Annotated in this window: 1 pseudogene; it reads right to left on the bottom strand. The window is 28.6% G+C overall.

What is annotated here, in order from left to right:
- Positions 1 to 203: pseudogene (locus KGF36_RS20095) on the bottom strand (RNA-guided endonuclease TnpB family protein); the annotation flags it as partial.

The following is a 203-nucleotide window of genomic DNA, read 5'->3' on the forward strand; positions in this document are numbered from 1 at the left end:
TTGAATTTAGGAAAACCTACTGATTTATCTCTAAAAAAGTTTTTGTAGGCTTTATCTAAATTCATTTGTTCATTTGCAAGTGCTAAACTATCAACTTCTTTTAGGAACTCATATTCCTTTTTGTAATGTGCAGGTGTAGGATATTTTATTTTCTTAATATCTAAGTCCTTGTTTTCCTCATATGCTTTAATCCTATCGGATAA

The organism is Clostridioides sp. ZZV14-6009, from assembly GCF_020658095.1.
In the GTDB taxonomy this organism is placed as follows: domain Bacteria; phylum Bacillota; class Clostridia; order Peptostreptococcales; family Peptostreptococcaceae; genus Clostridioides.